Below are 23,746 nucleotides of genomic sequence, written 5' to 3'. Positions count from 1 at the left end.
AAAACAGCCCGTCCAGTGCCAGTGCATCGGGGGAAATGATTCGGGTGCACAGTGGTCCTGTAAGGAATCTGCCGGCTTTGCTGACCGGGATCACGCGCCAAATCTCACGGACGTTCGACTTGAATAGAAAATCAGAGAGGAATCAAAAAAAACATCATGGAAAAGAAAAATATCGTTGTCCTGTTTGGCGGACAGTCATCTGAGCATGTAGTATCCTGTATGTCTGTACAGAATGTGGCAGCAAATATCAATGAGGAGAAATATAATGTGATCCTCGTCGGGATCACGGAGGACGGACACTGGGTAAAGGTGGACTCCTTAAGCCAGGTCAAAGATGATACCTGGAGAGAGTCAAAAACTGGGGCGGTGCTGTCTCCGGACGCAAAGGAGAAATGCCTGATCGTCACAGAGAACGGATCTTTTGAGAAGATTCCGGTGGATGTGGTATTCCCGGTCCTTCACGGTCTCTACGGTGAGGACGGAACCGTACAGGGAATCCTTGAGCTTGCGAAGGTCCCGTACGTCGGCTGCGGCGTTCTCGCTTCCGCGGTATCGATGGATAAGCTTTCCACAAAGCGCATGGTAAGCGGACTCGGCATCTGTCAGGCAGCTTACGTTTCCGTTATGAAAGCGGAATTAAAGGATATGGATGCGGTTATCGCGAAAATCGAAAAAGAGATCCCATATCCGGTATTTGTAAAGCCGTCTAACGCCGGTTCCTCCAGAGGTGTTACAAGAGCAGACAACCGAGAAGAGCTGATTACCGGTTTAAGGGAAGCAGCTGACAATGACCGCCGTATCCTCGTAGAGGAGATGATCGTGGGCCGTGAGATTGAGTGCGGCGTATTCGGTGACGGTGATTCCACGAAAGCCTCCGGCGTGGGTGAGATCCTTGCTGCGGCTGAGTTCTATGATTTCGACGCGAAATACTACAATGCGGAGTCCAAGACCGTCGTTGACCCGGAGCTTCCTGACGGAGCCACAGAGCGTGTCCGTGAGGATGCCGTTAAGATCTTCAACGCGGTGGACGGCTACGGCTTATCCCGCGTGGATTTCTTTGTAAAGGCCGACGGAACGGTCGTATTCAATGAGATCAACACACTTCCGGGCTTCACCGCCATCAGCATGTATCCGATGTTGTGGGAGGCAAGAGGTGTAGACAAGAGACAGCTGATCGACGATCTGATCGATCACGCGTTTCGGAGATATGAGAGATAAAAATGTTCACAGCGGTCCGTGCCTGAAGCCGTGCGGACCGTTCAAAATGATATATCAGGGGAGATTTACATGACAAAGGATATTTTAGTCCGTGTCCGGGGGGTACAGACGATCGGTGAGGAAGAGGACACGGTCGAGATGATCACCCCGGGGACGTATTATGTGAAAAACGGCAAGCAGTATCTGATCTATGATGAGTCGCTTGACGAGACGGGCACACCGACCCACAATACGGTGAAAGTGATGGAGAACCGGATCGAGGTCATGAAACGCGGACTTGTGGAGAGCCACATGATCTTTGAACCCGGAAGACGGACGACAGCAAACTACCGGACGCCGATGGGACTGTTCCTGATGGGGATCACGACTTCCCTGCTTGAAGTTGAGGAGGACGAAGAGTCCATTCTTCTAAGAATCAAATATTCCATGGAGATGAACGGGGAATACGCATTTGACTGCAGTACAGAAATTCTGGCATCGTCGAAAAAGGATGAAGTGCTGGGAATTTCAATATAGAGAAAAGTCTTGATATGGGGATGTTGAAAGGGTTACACAAATACGCATTTCCTGACAGCTCAGGGAGATGACAAAAAAGAAAGGACGCAGCTGGCCTGTAGATCGTATTCGGAGAAATAGCGGTCGAAAGAACAGCTGTGAGAGGACAAACGATGTATGGAGAGTTTTTTAGTCGCGGTTAATGCGGTCATCCCGTTCTTCTGTTATCTGGCGCTCGGATATACGATGAAGATCAGAGGAGTTGTGAAAGAGGAATTTTTACAGAAGCTGAACCAGATGGTCTTCCGGGTATTTTATCCGTTTATGACCTTCTACAATATTTATAAAGCCGATGCCGAGTCGCTTCCGAGACCATTGCTTTTGATCTTCACGGGTGCAAGTATCCTGATCGTGGAAGCGCTCCTGATCGTGATCATTCCGAAGATCGTAAAGGAAAACCCCAGAAGAGGCGTTATCATCCAGGCGATTTTCCGAAGCAACTTTGTTCTGTTCGGACTGCCGCTCACGATCGCGGTATTCGGAGATTCAGCGGCATCGATCGCGGCTATGATGGTTACGGTCGTTGTGTCGATCTACAATACCACGTCGGTATTTATTCTTGAGATGTTCAACGGAGAGGGAAAATCGGATATTAAGAAGACACTGAAGGCAGTAGTAGCAAATCCGCTCCTGCAGGGTGCCATTGTGGGTCTGATCTTCTTCTTCCTCGGGATCAAGCTTCCGGGAAGTCTTGTGACCCCGATCGCAGCGTTCTCCAATATGACTTCTCCGTTAGCGATCTATGTGCTCGGTGGAACCTTACAGTTTAAGGCAATCCGGAAAAACCTCAAATATCTGGTTCCAACGCTTACCTGCAAGCTGTTTATCCTTCCGGCGATCATTATCGCGATCGCTTACGCCTTTGGACTTCGTAGACTTGAGCTGTTCCTTCTGATCGCTGTCTACGCGACACCGGTTGCAGCCGCATCCTACCCGATGGCGCAGAATATGGGCGGTGACGGAGAGCTTGCCGGACAGTTTGTCGTGATCAGTACGGCGGTGTCCATGTTTACACTGTTCTTATGGATCTTCTTTATGAAGTCTGTAGGATTGATTTAAAATCAAATAAAAAAGCCCTGTCTTCTGGATGAAACTAAATTCATCAGAAGAGGGGGCTTTTTTATTTTGTCTTTTTCTTGTCGATTCAGTCTTTTTTGAAAATTCCTTTGATACGCTGACCGATCGTTTTCTTCTTCGGAAGCGGGATCAGTCCTCCACGCGGAACGGACTTGATCGCTGTGATGTAAAGACCGCTGATCTCAACCTTGACCTCAGTCTTTAACGGGAGCTGAAGGAAAACCTTTTCATCGGCAATCATGGTCATGATCTTTGTACCGATTTTTGCTTTAACTACCGGAACCTTCATCCACTTTGCATACCATGGAGTCTGCTCATAAACGATCGGCGGGAGTCCGGCTTCCTTTATTTTCAACTTTTTCTTGTCGATCGCCATCAGACTCACAGTCTGCTTAGCGGCATCGATCGCGCTCTGCTGTTCTACCTGGCGCTTTTCCATCTTACGTCCGAGGAAGTAAAGCACAGCGAGGACAACGACAAGGATCAGGAGAATGACAAGAATGACATTTGCTACGATACTCCAGTTCATGTGGATACCTCCAGTGTGTTCACGTTCGCCCTGTATCACAGGGCATTACCTGTAAATTATACCATCGCAGGTATAAAAGCGCAAGCTTAATTTGATTCAGCAGAAAGCCAGCAAAAAGCCATGTCCAAAAAACTCCGAAGCCGGAAGCGGCTGTGAAGAGCAACATAAATAGAGGAGAAAATTTGATATAATTAAAACGGAAAATTTACTTTACACACAAAAGAATAAAAAGGTTGCGCATTATGGAATAAAATAGTATAATTATAGATAACTGGTTGCGTATTGTGCAAAAAATCAGAATAACTCGAATATGCAAGTTCGAGGGCCGCTTTTAGAAAAAATGAAAAAAGCAGTGCGGACAACAGCCGGAAATCATGTACAGGAAAGGTGATATGGAGATGGGAAAACAGACAGCTTGGGAAGAAATTGATAAGAAATCCAGCGAGATCTTTACCGCCAGCGACGAGATCTGGGGCTGCGCGGAGACTGCCTTCACGGAAGACAAGTCGATGAAGATCCTCTGCGATGTTCTGAAAGCAGAAGGTTTTACAGTTGAGACAGGTCTTGCGGATGTAAAGACGGCATTTAAGGGCACGTTTGGTTCCGGAAAACCTGTGATCGGTATCTTAGGCGAGTTCGATGCCCTGTCCGGACTGGATCAGGAAGCGGGAGCTACCGAGAAGATCGTTGTGCATGATGGCGCCAGCGGACACGGCTGCGGACATAACATGCTCGGCACAGCGTCCCTCTCCGCGGCGATCGGAATCAAAAAATATCTGGAAGAAAGCGGAAAACCGGGAACCGTGATCTATTTTGGCTGCCCGGGTGAGGAAGGCGGATCCGGAAAGGCATTTATGGCGAAAGGCGGAGTGTTCGCAAACCTTGATGCCGCGATCACATGGCATCCGGGAGATTTAACGCAGGCCGACACGGGAAGCTCCCTCGCAAACTATCAGGTAGCGTATAAATTCTATGGAAAGAGCGCCCACGCAGGCGGCGCACCGCATCTTGGACGAAGCGCCCTTGATGCGCTGGAGCTTATGAACATGGGTGTCCAGTTCTTAAGAGAGCATGTGGTTCCGGAGGCGAGAATCCACTACGCAATCACAAACACCGGCGGATACTCCCCGAACGTTGTACAGCCGTACGCGGAAGTTCTGTATCTGATCCGTGCCCCGAAGAACAGCCAGGTGGAGGAGATCTATCAGCGTGTCAACAAGATCGCTGAGGGCGCTGCCCATATGACAGAGACCCGCGTGGAGATCGATTTCGTAAAAGGCTGCTCGAACCTCATGAGCAACAAAGTGATCGCAAAGGAACTCTGGGACAACCTTGTGGAGCTTGGCGCTCCGGAGTACACGGAAGAGGAGATGAAGTTTGCCAAAGCCATCAGTGAGGGCGTTGGCGACAGCCGTTTTGAGTCCTTAGAGAAGATCGCAAAGAACTGCAAGGACAAAGCAGCTAAGGCGGAAGTCCTTTCCCATAAGGGCGAGAGCATGTACCGCTTTGTCGCTCCGTTCAACCCGGACGGAATCATGTCCTTCGGTTCCACGGACGTCGGTGATGTGAGCTGGAACTGTCCGACTGCTCAGGCCTACGTTGCTACATGGGCGGCTGGAACACCGGGCCACTCCTGGCAGGTTGTTTCCCAGGGCAAGAGCGGACTGGCACACAAGGGACTGATCTACGCGGCGAAGGCAATGGCAGGCGCAGCGATCGATATGTATGAGGATCCGGAGATCATCGCAAAGGCGAAAGCGGAGATGGAGGAAGAGCTGGATGGCGACACCTATCACTGCCCGATCCCGGACGGATGCAAGCCGAGAGCGATTGGAATGAAGATGTAAAAAATTGATGGATGCGATTGAGCGTGAATAGATCTTTCCGGCGAACGTGAAAGGAATGACGCATTGTAATCGTACATAAAAAGTGGGGAGAAGTTCCGTAAAATGGAACTTCTCCCCGTTTTTTATTTCAAGGAAGATCCTGATCAGATCCGTTTCAGCTCATACTGTCTTGTGCCGAGACCGATCTTTTCCGCCTGATCGAGAGTCGCCTGCCATTCGATATTTGGGTTGGAATCCTTGAAGTGATCATGGTGGCAGTGCCATCCCGGCTGGGAGAGATGTTCTCCAAGCTGGCTATTGGCGATTGGAGCTGCCTTCAGACAGGCATCCGCGCAGGCCTGGTCCAGAGCGACCGGATCGAAGCTCGCGAACATTCCGATATCCGGAAGGATCGGGGCATCATTTTCGCCGTGGCAGTCACAGTTCGGGCTGATATCCTGCACAAGGGAAATATGGAAGCACGGGCGGTCATAACAGACAGCCTGCGCGTACTCTGCCATCTTGCGGTCTAAAAGCTCGTTGGCATTGTAGTTCGGGTTGTAGATAGCATCAAAGCTGCAGGCACCGATACAGCGGCCGCAACCTTTGCACTTGTCATAATCGATGACGGCTTTCTTATTTACATATGTAATAGCATCGCTTCCGCACTCCTTCGCACAGCGTCTGCAGCCGCGGCAGAGCTTCTCACGGACGGACGGCTTTCCGCTTGCATGCTGCTGCATTTTTCCGGCACGGCTTCCGCAGCCCATACCGATGTTTTTGATGGCACCACCGAAACCGGTGGATTCATGACCTTTGAAATGGGTCAGGCTGATAAAGACGTCGGCGTCCATAACCGCGTGGCCGATGAAGGCCGTCTTGCAGTATTCTCCGTTTACGACCGGAACCTCCACCTCGTCAGTTCCGCGAAGACCGTCACCGATGATGATCTGGCAGCCGGTGGAGATCGGGTTGAAGCCGTTGAGGTTTGCACAGTCTAAGTGATCCAGGGCATTTTTTCTGCTGCCCGGATACAGGGTGTTGCAGTCGGTCAGAAACGGCATGCCGCCCTGTTCCTTACAGAGATCCGCAACGGCTTTCGCGTAGTTCGGACGAAGGAAAGCGAGGTTTCCGAGCTCACCGAAATGCATTTTGATCGTGACGAATTTTCCGTCCATGTCAATGTTTTTGATTCCTGCAGCAACGCAGAGCTTTTTCAGCTTGTCCAACTGGCTGGTTCCAACCGAACACCGGAAATCGGTAAAATAAACCGTTGATTTTTCCATGCTTATAAAGTCCTCCTTTAATAAATGATTCGCAACGCTCCATTACCGTAAAGTCTGCGTTTTACTGCGGCGAGTACGGCCGGTGCGACCAGTGCGGTCAGCGCGCAGCCTGCTGAACCGTTACGATCTTTCTAATAAAAGTATCACCGTAAGTCTTAAATTAGTCAAGGATAAATTTTGCGGAATTTTTTTAGGATAAATTTTGCAGAAATTTTTATATTGTGGTATAGTAAACGGGAATCGGTGTGTGCCGATGCATACCAGAAACAAAAAAGGAAGCTGTGAAGAACAGTTATAAAAGGTGATTGTATGAACATAAGAAAACTGGCAAGACCAGCGGCAGCGCTTTTGGCCGCCGCAGCCCTGATGGCGGGGATCCCTGAACTTCGGATGGAAGCGCAGGCGGCATTTCCGGAATACTTAAAATCCGTGACCTACTTCGGCGATGCCTGGCCGATCAACTACTGGGGAACTGAAGATGATAACATGGGGGCAAATTTTGCCCGCATCAAGGCGGACGGCTTCAACAGCATCATTCTCGTGATCCCGTGGAGAGAGTTTCAGCCTGGGGATATGGGAAATATGTACAATGAGGCTGCTTTCGCCAAGCTCGATCAGGTCATGAAGTGCGCGGATGATCACGGACTTATGGTGACGCTGCGGATCGGTTACTGCTGGGATTACAGCGGTGAAGCGTCCCTTCCGGAGCGATATGCCGGTGTGGTGCAGGACGGAAGCAATGACAGGAAGATGTGGATAGATTACTGTAAGACGATCTATGACCGGGTATCCGACTACGGGAACTTTCAGGGTGGATTTATTACCTGGGAGGACTTCTGGGACTATACGTCAAACATGGACCGGGATCTCACTAGAGCCCTCAGTATCCGTCTGGCATCCAGATGCGGATATCAGGATTACCTGAAGGCCCACTACTCCCTTGCGGAGGTCGGCGCGGTCTACGGAAAGACATTCCAGGATTATTCCGAGATCTGGATCCCGGAGAGAAAGCGCCCGGAGGCGAAGCTGTTTTTTGAGTTCTATGACAGCTTTTTAAATAAGCTCCTCTCCGAGAGTCAGGAAGTGTTCCCGGGACTATCCATGGAAATCCGGTCCGACGGCGACCCGATCTACCAGCTGGACGGAAGCCATACCTACTATTCCCACTCCGCCACGTATCCGTGTGCCGATGCAGAGTACTCCGCTCTTATGTACAGCGTGTCCCTCGGACAGCAGAACGTAGGAGACCATATTTCCGCGGAAACAGCGCTGGCATCCATGCAGAACAGCATGAACGGTCTGGTGGAAAAGAGCGGAAAGAAGTATTTTATGGAGCAGTTCCTCTATGCGGATTCCACAGAGGCATTCTCCTACAATACCCAGATCGAGGAGTCCCAGGTGGCGGACTTTGTGAAGAATACCGCTCCGATCTTAAAGGATACTACCTGCGGCTACGGTCTCTGGGTATACCGGAATTATGTAAATGATTGTGTATACAATGGCCAGTTCGCTCTGGGACTCACGGGGTGGGATACTACCGGAAATGTTGAGAAAACGGAACATGACGGGTCGAAGGCAGTCACCCTGTCAAAAGACAGTGTGCTCAGCCAGAATGTCCATGGGCGTCTTGGAAAAAGGGACAAGATCTATGTAAAATTCTGGGCGGCACCGAAGAACGGTGCAGCGAAGGTCACCTTCCAGATCGGTGACGCTAAAAAGTCGGTCCAGGTGACGGAAGCGGGAAATTATGAGTGTTCCATCCCGTGGCAGGAAAACTACAATCTCTCGATCACGACAGACCGCAGCGTGACACTGGACAATATTAAAATGTATTCTCACGAGCAGTACGGCAGGATCTATGACACAGACGGCAACGAGCAGGATCTTGCGGCGGCGTTCCGGGAGTTAAATGCGGCACTGGATCAGACACAGACTTTGGAGCCTGTTCCGGCAGCCGATTCCAGTAAATAAAATTTCTGTAAAAAAAACATAAAGAAATTTGAAATTCCTACTTGCGGAATTGCTCAGACTACGATATAATCTCCGGGATAGTTTGACAGGGATCGAGAAAAACCTGTCAGTGTCCCGGAGATTTTTATGCGGGCAATGAGTCTAAGCCTGTGTCTGCATATCGGGAATGTTTTGGAGAGCCGCCCCAAAGCTTATGTTTCCGGGTGTGTTGCGCGGTTAAAAAAGGAGGATTACATGGAGAAAAAGAAAAGTTCACTCGCTGTCAGAATGAGTATTTCCCTCGTCTGCGGTCTGGTAGCAGGTCTTCTGTTAATGTTCTTAAGAGAAAACCTCAACAGCACAGGCAAGGAAGCCGTATGGGCAACGATCAACAGCATCCTGTTCCAGGACATCACAGCTGCAGGCGCTGAAAAGGCACTCGGTATCTTCTATATTATCGGTCAGTTATTTATCCGTTCTTTACAGCTTGTCATCGTACCGATGGTATTCACATCCATCACACTTGCGATCGGACAGATTTCCGATACAAGAACTCTCGGCAGAATTTCCGTAAAAACGATCGCAGGTTTCCTGATCTGCTCTTTCTTCGCATTACTTATGGCGTGCGTAGTCGGAATCATGATCTACAATGCCGGTGTGTTCAATATTCAGGTGGAGGGTCTTGAAGGTTCTGCCGGATCTACCGGTTCCAACCCGTTAAATGTGATCCTTAACATTGTTCCGTCCAATATCACAGCGGTATTCAGTACAAACACTTCCGTTCTCGCGATCGTGTTCTTAGCGGTTTCCCTCGGTCTCTGCATGAAGGCAGTCGGCGACGAGAAGAGCGCAACATTAAAGAAGCTCATCACAGAAGTAAACGATATCGTTGTTGTATTCTTAAACTACGTTGTTACAAAGTTCGGTCCGTTCGCGATCTTCGTTCTCCTTGCAAGAACATTCGCGACATACGGAATCAACCACTTAAAACCGGCTCTGGCATACGTTGTCGTAACTGTTATCCTGCTTCTCTTATTCCTCTTCGTAGGATATCCGATCTTTGTAGCAGTTACAACAAAGCAGAATCCGGTGAAGTTTGCAAAGAAGATCTTCCGTGTAGCAGTATTCGGATTCTCCACTTCCTCCAGTGCGGCTGCTCTTCCGCTTAACGTGAAGACAACTACAGAGGAGCTCGGTGTTGATGAGAAGATCGCTTCCTTCGTACTTCCGCTCGGTATGACCATCAACATGAATGGTACCGCGATCATGCAGGTCGTTGCGACTCTGTTCATCGCAGGCTGCGCAGGCTACGATGTAACCCTGTCCCAGCTCATCGTGATCGCTCTCTTAGCCCTGATCGCATCCGCCGGTACACCGGCAGCTCCGGGCGCAGGCGCGATCATCCTGTTCACAATCCTTTCTGGCCTTGGCTACATCAACGACGGTGCACTCTTAGCATACAGCCTGATCCTTGCGATCAACCGCCCGATCGAGATGTTAGTAACGGCGCTTAACGTTGTCGGTGACTCCGCAACCGCGATCTACGTTGCGAAATCCGAGGGAATGTTAAACGAGGATATCTACAATTCATAAGGAAAATACCGGCCTGGTTTACGGTCGGTGTGCAAAGCTCCGGAAGACCTGAGGGAAGAAGCCCAGGTCTTCCGGAGTTTTTTTATGTAACAGGAAATCCCGGGGAATTCCAAAGATGTGCACTCACGCGAAGATGTAGATTGTCGCAAGCGACCGCGCTTCACATTTTCTGAACAAATAAACAGAAAAATATGATATGATAAAAACATGTGAAAGAGGCAGACAAGAACATCCAGTCTGCGGGGACAGGGGGAGCTTTATGGCAGGAACCATGTTTTTCAACATGCTTTTAAATATCGGACTGCTGGTGCTTCTGGCAACGCTGCTCACCAATATGGCATCGGTGCGGAAGCTGTTCCGGGGAGAGAATAGCACGATCGCCCAGAAGATGGCGTTGGCAGTGATCTTCGGTGCCATCAGCATCGTGTCGACCTACACAGGGACAAAGACCGGCGGGGCCATCGTCAATACCCGCGTCATCGGCGTCCTGACCGCGGGGATCATGGGAGGACCGTTTGTCGGAATGATGACGGCACTCATCGCCGGAGCCCACCGGTTCCTGTTTGATATCGGCGGCTTTACAGCAGCCTCCTGCGCGGTTTCAACGCTGGTGGAAGGCGTGCTGGGAAGTCTGGTCTATAAAAAGTACAAGGCAGGAGAGATGGACAGCGTCGATCTGTTTTTCCTGACTGCAGAGGCGGAGATCCTGCAGATGGTGATCATTCTGATGATCTCGAAGCCTCTCGGCGCGGCCATGGAGCTTGTGGGAAAGATTGCCGTCCCGATGATCGTCATGAATTCTGTGGGAATGGTGCTCTTTTTCAAGACCTTTGATATGGTATATATGCGAGAGGACAGTCTGTTTGCGGAGCGGATGCGTCTTTCCATGGGAATCGCGGACAAGAGTCTCGTCTATCTGAGAAAAGGTTTCGGAAAGCGGGAAAATATGGAAGCTGTGACCGATATCATTTTTGGTGAGATCCCATGTCAGGCGGTGATCATCACGGATGAAAAGGAAGTTCTGGCGGTGAGTTCCCTGATCGATGACAGCCGTTTCCGCCGGGAAAAGTTTCTGGAACATCTGACAGGACCGGCAAAAGGAATGAAAGCAGAATGTATCTGGGAGGAAGATCTCGATGAGGAGATACGGCCGCTGTTTCACTCCCTCGTGACGGTGACAGTTCCGGTCATGACCGGAGATGAGAAGATCGGAAGTCTGTCCATTGTCGTGAAAAAGAGACGCCGTGTGGAACGAAGCATCGGGGATTTTCTGGAGGAACTTGCGAAGATGTTTTCCACACAGTTAGGGGTCTACAATGTGGAATATCAGAAAAAATTGCGGAAAAAAGCGGAGTTTAAGGCGCTGCAGTCTCAGGTAAACCCGCATTTTCTCTACAACGCGCTGAATACGATCTCCTGCATCTGCGATGAGGATGCGGGAAAGGCCAGTGACCTGATCTTAACGTTAGCGTCCTACTACCGTCAGACTCTGGAGAACGACCAGTACATGCTGGATATCGATACGGAGATCAACCATGTCCGGACGTATCTGGAGATCGAGAAGGCGAGATTTGAGGAGAAGCTCCGGGTGGAGATCAACGTGGAAGACGGTCTCTCCTGTCAGGTCCCGTCCTTTATCCTGCAGCCCATCGTGGAGAACGCTGTCCGGTATGGAAACAGTGCGGACGGGGTGCGCAGAGTGGAGATCTCGGCAAAACGGGTGCAGAGCGGAACCGGAGAGGATCTGGTGCGGATCGGGGTCAGAGACCATGGAAAAGGTTTTGAACCGGAAGAGGCAGAGAGGATCCTGACAGGAAACAAGACCGGCAGCGTGGGATTAAAAAATGTGAATGAACGTTTGAAGAGTACATACGGAAAGCGTTATGGACTGGAGATCCGGGATACGGATGACGGGGCGGAGGTTTCGTTCTGTATTCCGCATCAGGCAGCGGGCTGACAGGAAAATACTGTGACCGGACGTAACTATTCAGTACCTTCATAGTTACGTGCAAAAATCCATTCCAGATCAGCTTCGCTGATGGGATTTTTGCCTTCCAGCCTATGTTTTCTTACGGTCAGCGCAGCAAGTGCGCAGACCTACTGAACAGTTACGACCGGGCTATTTTATACATTGGGGAAATTATGAGAGACAGGGGGAGATGTTTTGAAGATCGCAGTGATCGATGATGAGAGACCGGCAAGAAAAATGCTGATCCGCAGGGTAAAGGAAGTGCTTCCGGACTGTGAGATCACGGAAGCGGAGAGTGGAGCGGATGCCTTAAAGATGTTTAATGAGTCAGATTCGTTTGATCTGATTTTTGTGGATATGGACCTCGGGGATATGGAGGGGACGACGCTGGCGGCCACGGCAAAAAGACTGTTTCCCGGGGCGAAGATCGTCTTTGCCACCGCCTATTCCCAGTATGCCGCGAAAGCGTACGAGATGGAGATCGATGATTATATTTTAAAACCGTTCGATCCGGAGCGGGTGCACCATGTTGTGAAAAAATGCATTGGGGAAGGAAAACTTGATCCTGCGTGGCAAATGGAGGAGCAGGAGGGAAAAACGGAACCGGCAGCAGCAGAAAAACAGGGAGCAGAGCAGGAAAACACAGGTATGGAAGAGAGGCGCGAAGCAGCGGTATTCGGCAAGATCCCTGTGACGGCCAGCCGCGGAATCCTGTTTCTGGAGATCGCCCAGATCGTGTATGCGGAGACCGACGGACACGGATGTGTGGTCCACACCACATCGAGATCCTATGAGGTCAACCAGCTTTTGGGAGAACTTGAGAAAAAGCTGGCGGACTTCGGATTCTTCCGGATCCATAAGAGTTATCTCATAAATCTGTCATTTATTTCGGAACTTTTTGCAGGCAGCGGAAACGGACTTTCCGTACATATGAAGGGGTATGAGAGCCGGGAACTCCCGGTGGGAAGAGAAAAACTGAAAACATTAAAACAGCTGCTGAAGATCAGCTGACAGAAAGAGAAGCTGCGGCACTCCGTTCATGGCGAAAGGAGTGCCGTTTGTGCAGATAACCATGCTGTTCATGCAGGCCATCTTTAAATATTGTGCAAAATATACTATAATATATTTGCTTAAAGAAAAAGAACTAAGCATAATGTATATTCAAGGAGGGATTTGTATGATTAGTTTTCTCGTCTGTCTGGCACTTTTAATCGGAGGTTACTTTGTCTACGGCAACCTCGTAAATAACATTTTCAGTCCGGATGACAGAGAGACACCGGCAGTCAGAATCAACGATGGTGTCGACTACGTAGTCATGCCCCAATGGAAACTCTTTCTGATCCAGCTTCTGAATATCGCTGGTCTGGGCCCGATCTTCGGAGCCATGCAGGGTGCATTGTGGGGACCGGTCGTATTTCTGTGGATCACCTTCGGTACGATCTTTGCCGGCGGTGTTCATGACTTCTTCTCCGGCATGATGTCCGAGAGAAATGATGGTGCTTCGATCTCAGAGGTATGCGGAATCTACCTCGGCGGCCTGATGCAGAACGTGATGCGTGTATTCAGTGTTGTACTTCTTGTCATGGTCGGTACTGTTTTCGCAGTTGGTCCGGCCGGTCTGATCGTAACCCTGTTCAGCAACGGCGGAGCACAGGGCCTTGTCGTAAACAAAGAGATGTGGCTCTGGATCATTCTGGCTTACTACTTTATCGCAACCTTTATTTCTATCGACAAGATCATCGGTAAGATCTATCCGATCTTTGGTATCTGCCTGATTATCATGGCACTCGGTGTTGCTTTTGGTATCTTCACAAAACCGGAATATGTGATCCCGGAGATCTGGAGCAATTTCAGAAACATGCATCCGAGCGGAACACCGGTATGGAGCTTCATGTTCATCACCGTTGCCTGCGGCGCGATCTCCGGTTTCCACGCAACACAGTCACCTCTTATGGCGCGTTGTATGAAATCTGAGAAACAGGGGCATTTCGTATTCTACGGCGCAATGGTATGCGAAGGTATTATCGCCCTGATCTGGGCAGCAGCAGGATGCTCTCTCTACGAAGTGACAGGTGGTTTAAACACAGGTCTCGCAGAGATCATGAAGAACGGTCAGTCCGCAGCCATCTATGATGTCTGCCAGAAGACCATGGGCGGTGTCGGCATTGCTCTTGCTATGTTAGGTGTTATCGCCTGCCCGATCACTTCCGGTGATACAGCATTCAGAAGCGCACGTTTAACACTTGCTGACTGGTTCAAGGTTGACCAGAAGAACTGGAAGAACCGTCTGCTTCTCTGCGTACCGTTACTTGGAATCGGCGCTATCGTTGGACATATGGATTACAGCATCGTATGGAGATACTTCAGCTGGACAAACCAGACATTGGCTATGATCGTTCTCTGGACAGCAAGCATGTACCTCTACAAGGCAAAGAAGAACTACTGGCTCACAGCAGTTCCGGCAACCTTCATGAGCGCTGTTTCCATGACATATTTCTTCTGTGCAAAAGAGTGCTTAAACCTCGGTACTGCAGTTGCGTACCCGGTAGGTATCGTACTTGCGGTCGTATTCCTTGGAATCTTCATCCGCGCAACGAAGAAACAGACAGCATAATGTAAGATTATAATGACACGAAAGACAGGCTGCAAAGCTGGGAGTGTCTGACTGCAGATGATGCAGAAAGTATAAGCTGCCCCGGTGAAAGGCTGAGGGCAGCTTATACTGGTTATTCAGTATTTGGGAGGCGGGAGTTATGTTCTTAAAACCGGCAAAACTTGGAGAAAAAGAGATTCCGGAGAGTATTCTTTCAGAGGACAAAAAGCACTGTAAGAAGATCGGTCCCTGCGGAATCGGAAAAGAGGCTCTGTACCTCAACAGCTTTTATCTGGAGCGGCGCTTCTACATCCCGGTATCTTCCGTCTCCCGTGTCTTTAAGCGCGTGGCGATGAGCAAAGGCGGATTTACCGGAAAAGGCCTGTTTGCCACCATGCCGTACCTGGTGGTTGTCTATGAGGACGGTAAGGAAAAACAGTGCAACTTTAAATATGAGGATCAGGTGGACGCTTTCGTGGCATCCGTGAAGGAACGGTTCCCGCAGATAAAGACCGTGAGTGAAGCGGCGGAAAAGCGCCTTGCGGAAGCTGAGAAAAAGCAGGCGGAGAAATGTCTCATTCCGCTTTCTGAGCAGGCGAAGGAGACGGTAAATGTCCTGGAGCAGGCAAAAGCAGCCCTCACGAAGCGGTTGTCCCTGTTCACAGAGCTCACCAATGCGGCAAAGAAAAAGAGAACGTATGAGAAGACAAAGCCGTTTTACAAATGGCTTGCCTTATTCATGGTAGTCATGGGGGCGGCGGCGCTTGCATACGGCGTATTCTCCTTTATGAACCATGATGCGTTTGCCGTATACTTTGTCCTCTTTGGAATGGCGGCGATCTTTCTGTTCTCCGGAGCGAATGTCATGCCGACGAGTACGAATAATCGGAAAGCCATCGAAAAACGTCTTGCAGCGGCGGAAAAAGCCGTTACGGGGTATGTGGACAGCCTCCATCTCGGACTTCCGGTTCCGGCCTGTTACCTTCATCCGGTGACTGTAGAGCGGATGCAGCGTGCTGTCCGTGAGGGGCGCGCCGAGTCTGTGGAGGACGCGTTTGACGTTGTAAAAAATGATCTGAAAAAGACCAACGCGGATGTATCTGTCACTCAGGAGGAATTCGATGAGATCATGGCGATCAAGCCGGTCTTTCTGGTCAGAGATTACGTGTAGATGAAAAAATTGACTGCCGTATCAGTAGGCTTATGCTGGACGGCAGTCTTATTTTATGTAACAGGAAATTCCGAGGAATTCCAAAGATGTGCACTCACGCGAAGATGTAGATTGTCGCAAGCGACCGCGCGAGGCGCGAGAATGTGCCAAGGCACGTTTTTTAAAAAAAAACACGGATTCATGGTATTATATGAAAACCGGGATGCTGCGCAGATAGGCGGCATCCCGGTTTTCTTCATATAATTTTGATAGATTTCTGCTATTTTCCTGCAGCCATCTGATAGATCTTAAGCATATCTTCCGCTTCCAACTTCTTCGCGGATCCCTTCGGGCCGCCTGCAGCGATTCTCGCGTTTTTTGCCATAGTCTCAAGCTGTTCTTCTGTCGGATCGATGCCGAGTTCCTTTAAGTTTGTCGGCATACTGATGGCACGGTAGAAGTCTTCCATGGCCTCGATCCCCTTTAAACCCGTCTCCATGTCATCTTTTCCAGGTTCAACACCCATGACATTCACTGCGAATTTCGCAAAACGCGGAGTGCAGTTATCGATCACATATCTCGCCCAGCTGCCCCAGATCGCCGCCAGTCCCGCACCGTGGGCAACGTCGAACATTCCGCCGATCTCATGCTCTAAGAGGTGGGAGGCGAAGTCTCCGCCGTCGTTTCCGCAGCCGGTGAGGCCGTTGTGGGAGAGACTTCCGGACCACATCACCTCGGCTCTCGCGTCATAGTTGTCTGGATCGTCCACAAGGATCTTCGCGTTCGTGATCACGGTGCGCATAAGACCTTCCGCAATGGCATCGGTGATCTCCATATTTCCGCCGTTTGTGAAATAGCGCTCCATGGTATGCATCAGAATATCGGTGCAGCCGCAGGCTGTCTGGTACGGCGGGAGAGTCATTGTGATCTCCGGGTTCATGACAGCGAATACAGGGCGGGAGATATCATTGTTGTAGCCGCGTTTTTCCAGTGTTTCATCGTTTGTGATAACAGAGCTGTTGCTCATCTCACTTCCGGAAGCCGCGATGGTCAGAACAACGCCGATCGGAAGGCATGCGGATGCCTGACGGGTGTGCTCATAAAAATCCCAGACATCACCGTCGTTCGCGAGACCGTAACCGATGGCTTTCGCGGAGTCGATGACACTGCCGCCGCCGACAGCGAGAAGAAAATCAACGCCCTCCTTTCGGCAGAGCTCGATCCCCTCGCGGACTAAGGAAAGACGTGGGTTTGGGACAACACCGCCAAGCTCCACATAGGTGACTCCGGACGCGTCCAGGGATTCTTTGATCCGTCCGAGAAGACCGGAGCGGATCACGCTGCCGCTTCCGTAGTGGAGCAGGACTTTTTTACAGTTGACATTTTTTACAAGCTTTCCGATCCGGTATTCGGTTTCTTTTCCGAATACGACGCGGGTCGGGGTATAGAAATTAAAGTTGAACATCGAATTTCCTCCTTATGTTGCGAAAATAGACAGTGCTTAATATATCAAGTATAACAGGAAATCAGGTACCATGCAAGAATTTTGAGTAAAGGGATCCTCTGTGAAAATTCCTATCGAAAATACTTTACAAATACGGAGAACGGGAGTATATTGTAAACAACCGCTGATGAAAATGACGGTCAGCGATAGGACAATTCAATAATGAGTCTTCAGGGCAGGGTGCAAATCCCTACCGGCGGTAAAGCCCGCGAGCCGAGAGGCATGATCCGGTGAGATTCCGGGGCCGACAGTATAGTCTGGATGAAAGAAGAATTTCAGGTTTGTTTGTGATATGCGGAAGTGATCCGGTACTCGAAAACGAGGACGGGATCGAGGAATTCCGGATCACGGAAGATCGGATCAGTAGCTCTGGAATAGGAAACTGTTTCAGGGCTTTTTTGTGTAACAGGAGATTGATCCGGGAAAGCTGTGAATTGCAGAAAAGTTATATTTCCGAATGAAACAACGGACCGAATATGGAAAACCCTGTAGGCATCTGCTTTACAGGGCTTTTTTTAACAGAAAATTCCCATGGAACTTCCTGATTGCGCCCGTAAGGCAGGTTTGCAGAAAGGAGTGAAAAAGATGACGGACCGGGATTATATGATGCGTGCCATTGAGCTTGCAAAGGGGGGACTTGGCTGGACGAGCCCGAATCCCCTCGTGGGAGCTGTGATCGTGAAAGACGGAAGGATCATAGGGGAAGGTTATCATGAGCGGTGCGGAAAACTTCACGCGGAGCGAAACGCCATTGCGTCGCTCACGGAAAGTGCGGAGGGCGCGACACTCTATGTGACGTTAGAGCCGTGCTGCCATTACGGAAAGACACCGCCCTGCACGGAGGCGATCCTCGAGCAGAAGATCGCAAGAGTTGTGATCGGTTCAAGAGATCCGAATCCCCTGGTAGCAGGAAAAGGAGTGGCGATCTTAAGAGCAGCGGGAGTCCGGGTGGAAGAGGACTTTATGCGTGAGGAATGCGATGCGTTAAATCCGGTATTCTTTCATTATATCACAAAGAAAACGCCCTATGTGGTCATGAAATACGCCATGACGGCGGACGGAAAGATCGCTGCGCGGACCGGCGACTCCAAGTGGATCACAGGAGAAAGCGCAAGGAAAAAGGTGCAGGAGCTGCGCCACCAGTATATGGGGATCATGGCTGGGATCGGCACGGTCCTGGCAGACGATCCGATGTTAAACGTCCGGATCCCCGGGCTGAAGAGTCCGGTGCGGATCATCTGCGACAGCGGACTCAGGATCCCGATGGATTCACAGATCGTGAAAACGGCAAAGGAGTACCGGACCATCGTAGCGTATGCGGGGGAGTATTCCGGGGAAGGCTGTAAAGAAACGGAAGAGAAAGCGGAACAGCTTCACGCGGCCGGCGTGGAGACCGTGTCGGTCCCGGACGCAGACGGGCGTGTGGATCTTAGAAAGCTCATGGAATATCTCGGAAAACAGGGCATCGACAGCGTGCTCTTAGAGGGCGGCGGTACCTTAAACGACGCGGCGCTGTCAGCCGGGATCATAAATGAGATCTGCGCGTTTATCGCACCGAAGATCTTCGGCGGTGCCGGTGCGAAGACTCCGGTTTCCGGGATCGGTGTGGCGCATCCGGCGGAAGCCGTGATGCTGACACTGAGACAGGTGGAGACGATCGGGGATGATCTGATGCTCAGATATTCAGTAGATTGAAAATGGGAAAGGAAATGAGAGCATGTTTACAGGGATTGTAGAAGAACTCGGACAGGTGAAGGCACTTTCCCTGCGCGGAAATTCCGGTACGCTGACGGTAAAAGCGAAAAAAGTTCTGGAAGGAACAAAAATCGGTGACAGCATCGCGGTCAATGGTGTCTGCCTTACGGTCACGAATATGAAAAATAATGAATTTTCCGCCGACGTGATGGCGGAGACAGTGAGGAGAAGCAGCCTCGGAGCACTGCAGGATGGAAGTTATGTAAACCTGGAGCGGGCCATGGCGGCGGACGGCAGATTCGGCGGTCATATCGTTTCCGGTCACATTGACGGAACCGGTCAGATCGAATCGATGAGACGGGAAGAGAATGCAGTCTGGGTCACGATCGCATGTACAGATAAGATCCTGGATCTGATCGTGGAAAAAGGTTCAATCTGCATCGACGGGATCAGCCTCACGGTGGCGGCGGTGACAAAGCGGAACTTTTCAGTGTCGGTGATCCCACATACCGGCGAGGAGACAACGCTTTTGAAGAAAAAAGCAGGAGATGCGGTCAATCTGGAAAACGACATTGTGGGGAAATATATTCAGAAATTTGTGGATATCGGAAGAAATTCCGGTGCGGACCGGGGAAAAATGCCTGACGATGAAAATGCCGCGGGAAACGCAAAGGGAAACTCGGGGCTCAGCATGGAGTTTCTTCAGAAATATGGATTTTAGAGAAGACGATTCAAGGACAAGGACGTTAGAAAGGCAGGAAGCTATGAACGAACAGTACAACACAATCGAAGAAGCGCTCGAAGATCTGCGGGCGGGAAAGATCATTCTCGTAACAGACGACCCGGACCGGGAGAATGAGGGAGATATGATCTGCGCGGCAGAGTTCGCGACACAGGAAAACATCAATTTTATGGCAAGCCACGCAAAGGGTCTGATCTGTACGCCGATGAGCGCGGCAGTGGCGGAGCGGCTGGGACTTCCGCAGATGGTATCCGAGAACACGGATAACCACTGCACGGCATTTACAGTCTCCATCGACCATGTGGACACGACGACAGGAATCTCCGCGGCGGAGCGCTCCTACACGATGATGAAGTGTGTGGATCCGGCGACAAAGCCTCAGGATCTCAGAAGACCGGGCCATGTATTTCCTCTCGTGGCAAGGCACGGCGGTGTCCTTGTGAGAAACGGCCACACCGAGGCAACTGTGGACCTCATGCGTCTGGCGGGGCTTTCCGAGTGCGGCGTGTGCTGTGAGATCATGGAGGAAGACGGAACCATGATGCGGACCACGAACCTGTGGAAGCTGGCGAAGGAGTACGGACTGAAATTCATCACGATCAAGGAGCTGCAGGATTACTGCCGTGTCCATGAAAAACATGTGGTGCAGGAGGCCTGCGCGGACATGCCGACCCAGTACGGACACTTTAAGATCTATGGCTATGTGAACGATATTACCGGCGAGCACCATGTGGCGCTTGTGAAGGGTGATATCGGGGACGGTGAGGATGTGCTCTGCCGCGTGCATTCCGAGTGCCTGACCGGAGATGTGTTCGGTTCCATGCGCTGTGACTGCGGAAAACAGCTCCAGACCGCGATGCGCCAGGTGGAGGCGGAAGGCCGTGGCATCATCCTCTACATGCGTCAGGAAGGCCGCGGCATCGGTCTGATCAACAAACTGAAGACGTATGTGCTTCAGGAGCAGGGATTTGACACGGTGGAGGCCAATATCAAGCTTGGTTTTGCTCCGGATCTCAGGGAATACTGGATCGGGGCACAGATCTTAAGGGATCTCGGCGTGAAGTCCTTGAGACTTCTCACGAACAATCCGGAGAAGATCTACGGACTTTCCGGCTTCGGACTTGAGATCCATGAGCGCGTGCCGATCGAGATCGATCCGCAGCAGTACGACAGCTTCTATCTGAAGACGAAGCAGGACAAGATGGGACATATCTTTACAAAAATTAAAGTGTGATAGGGTGGAACGTCCATTGCTGAAAGTCCTGTACACCGGCGGCATGCATCCCGCACGGACGGAAGTGCTGAGATGATTACAGCCGCGCAGGCGGCACAGATCTACGGGCATGCATCCCGCACGGATGGAAGTGATGGGCAATTGGAAATAGAATTTTGCATGTAATTATGAAGACTTCTGAATAGCAGTAAGCATAAGAAAAGGAGAAACATCATGAAAGAGATTAAAGTATTAGAAGGAAAAGTTGTAGCACCGGAAGGCATGAAAGTGGGGATCGTAGCTTCCCGTTTCAACGAGATCATCGTAAATAAGCTTTTAGGCGGAGCAGTTGACGGACTTGTCCGCCACGGTGTGGAGGAAGAAAATATCACGGCGGCCTGGGTTCCGGGCGCATTCGAGATCCCGGTTGCGGCATCTGCCATGGCAAAGTCCGGCAAGTATGACGCGATCATCTGTGTCGGCGCTGTGATCCGCGGTGATACCACACACTATGATTATGTGTGCAGTGAAGTTTCCAAGGGAATCGCTCAGGTGGGACTGGCAGAGAAGATGCCGGTACTCTTCGGCGTCCTGACAACCGAGAACATCGAGCAGGCCATCGCCCGTGCCGGAAGCAAAGGCGGAAATAAGGGATATGACTGTGCACTTTCCGCGATCGAGATGGTAAATCTTATGAGACAGTTCTAAATTCAGATGATATAGACATAAAAGATCAGCGCTCCTGAGAATTTTTTTCAGAGGCGCTGATTTTTGCGTAATAAGGCTTCCTCGGAAGCTCCTATGACACAAAAGGTACATTCTGTTTTATCACAGCCTATATGGTTTTCGTCTCCTCCGTGAATTTGACCGCGAAATCCCGGTTCAGTTTCATGAAGATCCGCTGTTCCTCGGCAGACCAGCTCTCGAAAATCGCATTTTCAATGGCGATCAGGCGATGGGCGGTGTTTTTCATGAGTTCCTCTCCTTTTTCCGTGAGAAAAACGCAGGTGTTCCTCCCTGTTCCGGGTTTCAGGTACAGATAACCGGCCTGTTCCATCTTGCGTACCGCGGAGTTGATCGTGGATTTTGTGGTGCCGGTCTCTTTGTAAAAAATACTTTGATTGCAGCCGGAACCGTGTTCATTGAGGGAGTAGAGAATATCAAGCTCGCTGTCCGTGAGACCGAGCTTTAATGCAGCGTCATGGTAGACACTGTCGACCTGGCTGAGCAGGTTGTAAAATTCTTTAAATGCAGAGTACATGGCAGATCTCCTGAAAATATAAGTGTATGGGTGCAGTGCAGGGCTTTGCATCCGCCTGCACAGGCTATCAGTCTATGTGTATCCGTACTTCTTTGCCTTCCGGATCAGGAAGAAGAGTGACAGGCATACCGCCATAAATTCCGCCGCGATGATGGAATACCAGATTCCGGAAACACCGAGGAAAAACGGCAGGATGATGACAGCCCCCGTTTCAAAGATCATGGTACGGCAGAAGGAGATCGCAGCGGAGACGCCCCCGTCGTTGAGTGCCGTAAAGAAGGACGATGCGTAGATGCTGAAGCCCATGAACAGGAAAGAGATCGAGTATGAGCGGAATGCATGGACCGTCATGTCTAAGAGGTGCGTGTTATAGCGGACGAAAATTCCCGCAAGAAAGGGGGCACCTGCTTCTGCCGCGATCGTCAGGATGATCTGGAAGGTCAGGATCAGCCGGAAGCTTTTTCCGAGCAGATTCTTTAACTCACTCTTATTTCCCGCACCGCAGTGATAGCCCACGATCGGGGCACTTCCCATAGAGTAGCCGATAAAGAGTGCCGCGAAGATAAAGCTCACATACATGATGACGCCATATACGGCAACACCGTCGGAACCGGAAAGGCGCATGAGCTGCCAGTTGTAAAGCATGTTTACAATGGACATGGAGATGTTCGTCATAAACTCGGAAGCGCCGTTTGTACAGGCATTCAACAGGGCACTAAAGTCCATATGGGTCTTTCCGAGACGGAGCCGGCTCTTGTTCGGAAAGATAAAGTAGAGCAGGGGAATCAGTCCGCCGATGGACTGGCTGAGCGCCGTTGCGGCTGCAGCGCCCACGACGCCGAGACGCAGAACGGCGATAAAATAAGCATCGAGGATCATATTTGTGAGTCCTGACGCGATGGTGATCAGGAGTCCTAGCTGCGGGCGTTCCGCAACAACGAGAAAGCTCTGGAATACATTCTGCAGCATGAAGGGAATCAGAGCCAGCAGGATGATCCGGCCGTAACGGACGCAGTAGGGGAGAAGGATCTCATCAGCACCTAAGAGTCTTGCCATCGGGGCTAAAAGAATCTCACCGCCTACCGTAAAGAAGAAGCCCACCGCGATCAGAACGTAGACGAGGAGGGAAAAGATCTCCTTTGCCTTTTTTTCATTCCCGGTTCCGAAGGTCAGAGCCACCAGGGCACTGCCGCCGCTGCCGGTCATAAAGCCGATGGCACCGAGGATCATGAGAAACGGCATAATGATATTAATGGAGGCGAAGGCCTCGGAACCCACAAAGTTCGAGACGAAAACACCGTCCACAACTCCGTAGATAGACGTTAAAATCATCATGACGATAGACGGAAACGTGAACCGCAGGAGTTTTTTGTAGGTAAAGTGGTCGGAAAGTGAAATATTCATCGTGTGCCCTTTCAGTTTTTTTACTGTGTCTGCCCGAGGGAAAATTCATGTTTTTCCTATCGACAGTTTTGCAGCTGTTGATGTACGAAATCGTACGTAGAATCATAGTACGATTTCGTACATATGTCAAGAAGAACTTTACAGTAACTGATTTTGCCGATGCTTCGCATTCCAAATCGGC

The 23,746-nt window shown here is 50.6% G+C and carries 19 protein-coding genes and 1 riboswitch; of the genes, 14 read left to right on the top strand and 5 right to left on the bottom strand.

Annotated elements, in window-relative coordinates; translation table 11 throughout:
* Positions 1-156: 156 nt before the first annotated feature.
* The 3 genes from DW677_RS07730 to DW677_RS07720 all read left to right on the top strand — a co-directional run bounded on the left by DW677_RS07730 (position 157) and on the right by DW677_RS07720 (position 2,832).
* The gene (locus DW677_RS07730) at positions 157-1,218 is read left to right on the top strand and encodes a D-alanine--D-alanine ligase family protein (protein WP_117551746.1); all 1,062 of its coding nucleotides are present in this window, start codon (positions 157-159) and stop codon (positions 1,216-1,218) included.
* 69 nt (positions 1,219-1,287) lie between these two features.
* A complete protein-coding gene (locus DW677_RS07725; RefSeq protein ID WP_015553210.1) occupies positions 1,288-1,734 on the top strand; it encodes a DUF1934 domain-containing protein in 447 nt (148 codons plus the stop codon).
* Between the two features lie 156 nt (positions 1,735-1,890).
* Positions 1,891-2,832, top strand: a complete 942-nt coding sequence (locus DW677_RS07720; RefSeq protein ID WP_117551745.1) for an AEC family transporter — start codon at positions 1,891-1,893, stop codon at positions 2,830-2,832.
* Between the two features lie 85 nt (positions 2,833-2,917).
* Here the strand turns inward: DW677_RS07720 and DW677_RS07715 are convergent, their stop codons facing one another.
* On the bottom strand, positions 2,918-3,379 hold the full coding sequence (locus DW677_RS07715; protein ID WP_015553212.1) for a hypothetical protein: 462 nt from the start codon (positions 3,377-3,379) through the stop codon (positions 2,918-2,920).
* 392 nt (positions 3,380-3,771) lie between these two features.
* On the opposite strand from DW677_RS07715, the gene DW677_RS07710 reads away from it, so the two are divergent.
* The gene (locus tag DW677_RS07710; protein ID WP_242992125.1) at positions 3,772-5,226 is read left to right on the top strand and encodes a M20 family metallopeptidase; all 1,455 of its coding nucleotides are present in this window, start codon (positions 3,772-3,774) and stop codon (positions 5,224-5,226) included.
* Between the two features lie 143 nt (positions 5,227-5,369).
* On the opposite strand, the gene DW677_RS07705 is transcribed toward DW677_RS07710, so the two are convergent.
* The gene (locus DW677_RS07705; protein WP_117566811.1) at positions 5,370-6,491 is read right to left on the bottom strand and encodes a DUF362 domain-containing protein; all 1,122 of its coding nucleotides are present in this window, start codon (positions 6,489-6,491) and stop codon (positions 5,370-5,372) included.
* A 309-nt stretch (positions 6,492-6,800) separates the two neighbouring features.
* Here DW677_RS07705 and DW677_RS07700 point away from each other — a divergent pair, with 309 nt between their 5' ends.
* The 6 genes from DW677_RS07700 to DW677_RS07675 all read left to right on the top strand — a co-directional run bounded on the left by DW677_RS07700 (position 6,801) and on the right by DW677_RS07675 (position 15,767).
* Positions 6,801-8,462, top strand: coding sequence for a hypothetical protein (locus DW677_RS07700; protein WP_117503644.1), 1,662 nt, complete (start codon positions 6,801-6,803; stop codon positions 8,460-8,462).
* A gap of 234 nt (positions 8,463-8,696) precedes the next feature.
* Entirely contained in the window at positions 8,697-10,034 is a 1,338-nt protein-coding gene (locus DW677_RS07695; RefSeq protein WP_117469123.1) for a dicarboxylate/amino acid:cation symporter, read from the top strand.
* 259 nt (positions 10,035-10,293) lie between these two features.
* Entirely contained in the window at positions 10,294-11,991 is a 1,698-nt protein-coding gene (locus DW677_RS07690; protein ID WP_117566808.1) for a LytS/YhcK type 5TM receptor domain-containing protein, read from the top strand.
* A 207-nt stretch (positions 11,992-12,198) separates the two neighbouring features.
* The gene (locus DW677_RS07685; protein WP_117566806.1) at positions 12,199-13,014 is read left to right on the top strand and encodes a LytTR family DNA-binding domain-containing protein; all 816 of its coding nucleotides are present in this window, start codon (positions 12,199-12,201) and stop codon (positions 13,012-13,014) included.
* A gap of 166 nt (positions 13,015-13,180) precedes the next feature.
* A complete protein-coding gene (locus tag DW677_RS07680) occupies positions 13,181-14,617 on the top strand; it encodes a carbon starvation CstA family protein (protein ID WP_117566804.1) in 1,437 nt (478 codons plus the stop codon).
* A gap of 139 nt (positions 14,618-14,756) precedes the next feature.
* On the top strand, positions 14,757-15,767 hold the full coding sequence (locus DW677_RS07675) for an ATPase P (RefSeq protein ID WP_117503641.1): 1,011 nt from the start codon (positions 14,757-14,759) through the stop codon (positions 15,765-15,767).
* A 259-nt stretch (positions 15,768-16,026) separates the two neighbouring features.
* On the opposite strand, the gene DW677_RS07670 is transcribed toward DW677_RS07675, so the two are convergent.
* Entirely contained in the window at positions 16,027-17,211 is a 1,185-nt protein-coding gene (locus DW677_RS07670; protein ID WP_117566803.1) for an iron-containing alcohol dehydrogenase, read from the bottom strand.
* Positions 17,212-17,412: 201 nt separating this feature from the next.
* Positions 17,413-17,527, top strand: a riboswitch (FMN riboswitch).
* Positions 17,528-17,835: 308 nt separating this feature from the next.
* On the opposite strand from DW677_RS07670, the gene ribD reads away from it, so the two are divergent.
* The 4 genes from ribD (at position 17,836) to ribE (DW677_RS07650) (ending at position 21,608) form a co-directional block, all read left to right on the top strand.
* Positions 17,836-18,945 carry a bifunctional diaminohydroxyphosphoribosylaminopyrimidine deaminase/5-amino-6-(5-phosphoribosylamino)uracil reductase RibD gene (gene ribD, locus DW677_RS07665; RefSeq protein WP_117566802.1) on the top strand — a complete coding sequence of 370 codons (1,110 nt, stop codon included), beginning with the start codon at positions 17,836-17,838 and terminating at the stop codon, positions 18,943-18,945.
* Between the two features lie 22 nt (positions 18,946-18,967).
* Entirely contained in the window at positions 18,968-19,666 is a 699-nt protein-coding gene (gene ribE / locus DW677_RS07660) for a riboflavin synthase (RefSeq protein ID WP_117566801.1), read from the top strand.
* A 43-nt stretch (positions 19,667-19,709) separates the two neighbouring features.
* Positions 19,710-20,921, top strand: a complete 1,212-nt coding sequence (locus DW677_RS07655) for a bifunctional 3,4-dihydroxy-2-butanone-4-phosphate synthase/GTP cyclohydrolase II (protein ID WP_117566800.1) — start codon at positions 19,710-19,712, stop codon at positions 20,919-20,921.
* A gap of 213 nt (positions 20,922-21,134) precedes the next feature.
* The gene (gene ribE, locus DW677_RS07650; RefSeq protein ID WP_015553223.1) at positions 21,135-21,608 is read left to right on the top strand and encodes a 6,7-dimethyl-8-ribityllumazine synthase; all 474 of its coding nucleotides are present in this window, start codon (positions 21,135-21,137) and stop codon (positions 21,606-21,608) included.
* Between the two features lie 127 nt (positions 21,609-21,735).
* Here the strand turns inward: ribE (DW677_RS07650) and DW677_RS07645 are convergent, their stop codons facing one another.
* A complete protein-coding gene (locus tag DW677_RS07645) occupies positions 21,736-22,161 on the bottom strand; it encodes a MarR family transcriptional regulator (protein WP_181968324.1) in 426 nt (141 codons plus the stop codon).
* A gap of 72 nt (positions 22,162-22,233) precedes the next feature.
* A complete protein-coding gene (locus DW677_RS07640) occupies positions 22,234-23,565 on the bottom strand; it encodes an MATE family efflux transporter (protein ID WP_117566798.1) in 1,332 nt (443 codons plus the stop codon).
* Between the last annotated feature and the right edge of the window lie 181 nt (positions 23,566-23,746).

This window comes from Clostridium sp. AM25-23AC (genome assembly GCF_003435125.1).
Classification (GTDB): domain Bacteria; phylum Bacillota; class Clostridia; order Lachnospirales; family Lachnospiraceae; genus Pilosibacter; species Pilosibacter fragilis.
Note: the sequence above shows the minus strand (reverse complement) of the source record. Positions and strands in the feature narration are given on the sequence as shown.

Bases quoted from the DNA above. Each gene is read 5' to 3' on its own strand.
- DW677_RS07700 (WP_117503644.1), top strand. From the start codon at position 6,801: ATGAACATAAGAAAACTGGCAAGACCAGCGGCAGCGCTTTTGGCCGCC.
- DW677_RS07655 (WP_117566800.1), top strand. From the start codon at position 19,710: ATGAACGAACAGTACAACACAATCGAAGAAGCGCTCGAAGATCTGCGG.
- DW677_RS07675 (WP_117503641.1), top strand. From the start codon at position 14,757: ATGTTCTTAAAACCGGCAAAACTTGGAGAAAAAGAGATTCCGGAGAGT.
- DW677_RS07670 (WP_117566803.1), bottom strand. From the start codon at position 17,211: ATGTTCAACTTTAATTTCTATACCCCGACCCGCGTCGTATTCGGAAAA.
- ribD (WP_117566802.1), top strand. From the start codon at position 17,836: ATGACGGACCGGGATTATATGATGCGTGCCATTGAGCTTGCAAAGGGG.
- DW677_RS07715 (WP_015553212.1), bottom strand. From the start codon at position 3,379: ATGAACTGGAGTATCGTAGCAAATGTCATTCTTGTCATTCTCCTGATC.
- DW677_RS07680 (WP_117566804.1), top strand. From the start codon at position 13,181: ATGATTAGTTTTCTCGTCTGTCTGGCACTTTTAATCGGAGGTTACTTT.
- DW677_RS07695 (WP_117469123.1), top strand. From the start codon at position 8,697: ATGGAGAAAAAGAAAAGTTCACTCGCTGTCAGAATGAGTATTTCCCTC.
- ribE (WP_117566801.1), top strand. From the start codon at position 18,968: ATGTTTACAGGGATTGTAGAAGAACTCGGACAGGTGAAGGCACTTTCC.
- ribE (WP_015553223.1), top strand. From the start codon at position 21,135: ATGAAAGAGATTAAAGTATTAGAAGGAAAAGTTGTAGCACCGGAAGGC.
- DW677_RS07645 (WP_181968324.1), bottom strand. From the start codon at position 22,161: ATGTACTCTGCATTTAAAGAATTTTACAACCTGCTCAGCCAGGTCGAC.
- DW677_RS07690 (WP_117566808.1), top strand. From the start codon at position 10,294: ATGGCAGGAACCATGTTTTTCAACATGCTTTTAAATATCGGACTGCTG.
- DW677_RS07710 (WP_242992125.1), top strand. From the start codon at position 3,772: ATGGAGATGGGAAAACAGACAGCTTGGGAAGAAATTGATAAGAAATCC.
- DW677_RS07640 (WP_117566798.1), bottom strand. From the start codon at position 23,565: ATGAATATTTCACTTTCCGACCACTTTACCTACAAAAAACTCCTGCGG.
- DW677_RS07705 (WP_117566811.1), bottom strand. From the start codon at position 6,491: ATGGAAAAATCAACGGTTTATTTTACCGATTTCCGGTGTTCGGTTGGA.
- DW677_RS07725 (WP_015553210.1), top strand. From the start codon at position 1,288: ATGACAAAGGATATTTTAGTCCGTGTCCGGGGGGTACAGACGATCGGT.
- DW677_RS07720 (WP_117551745.1), top strand. From the start codon at position 1,891: ATGGAGAGTTTTTTAGTCGCGGTTAATGCGGTCATCCCGTTCTTCTGT.
- DW677_RS07730 (WP_117551746.1), top strand. From the start codon at position 157: ATGGAAAAGAAAAATATCGTTGTCCTGTTTGGCGGACAGTCATCTGAG.